At 69.7% G+C, this 631-nt stretch carries 1 protein-coding gene; it reads left to right on the top strand.

What is annotated here, in order from left to right:
- Nucleotides 1–124: 124 nt before the first annotated feature.
- Nucleotides 125–631, top strand: a 507-nt coding sequence (locus EN742_RS36945; protein WP_128333994.1) for an SDR family NAD(P)-dependent oxidoreductase, incomplete at its 3' end; no start/stop codon positions are given.

Below are 631 nucleotides of genomic sequence, written 5' to 3'. Positions count from 1 at the left end.
GGTGACGCCGTTCCACACCATGTTCCTGATGTGCCCGGCGACGTCGCCCGCCGATGTCGACCGCCACACCGAAGTCTTCGGCCGCTTCGTCGATCTCGTCCGTGGCGCGGGCGTCGTCTGAGCGATGGCGAACCCGTTCGACCTCACGGGCAGGACAGCGCTGGTGACCGGCGGCGGGCGCGGCATCGGTGCGGCAATCGTCACGCGCTTCGCCGAGGCCGGCGCTTCGGTCGTTATCGCCAACCGAACGCTCGATGTCGCTGAAGAGCTTGCCACCGAGTTGTCCGCGCGTGGCCTATCCGTCCGCGCCGTCGCGCTTGCCGGGCTGGCCCGTCCGGCGCTGCACGCACTCGTCGGCGATGCGGTGCGCAAATCCGGTCGGCTCGACATCGTCGTCCACAACGCCGGCGGCTGCCCCTGGGCCTCGGTCGAGGAGCTCGACGAGGACAAGCTGGAGGAGGCGCTGGCGGTCAATCTGAAAGCTTGCTTCTGGCTGGCGCAGGCCGCTGCCCCTGCGATGCGCGCCAACGGCTTCGGCCGCATCTTGGTCACCTCGTCGGTCTCGGCGCGCGTCGCCATGGCCGGTGGCGCGCATTATTCGGCCGCCAAGGCCGGCGTCAACGCCTTCATC

The sequence above is a fragment of the Mesorhizobium sp. M4A.F.Ca.ET.020.02.1.1 genome (genome assembly GCF_004022645.1).
Classification (GTDB): Bacteria; Pseudomonadota; Alphaproteobacteria; order Rhizobiales; family Rhizobiaceae; genus Mesorhizobium.
This window is presented reverse-complemented; position numbering and strand designations above follow the sequence as displayed.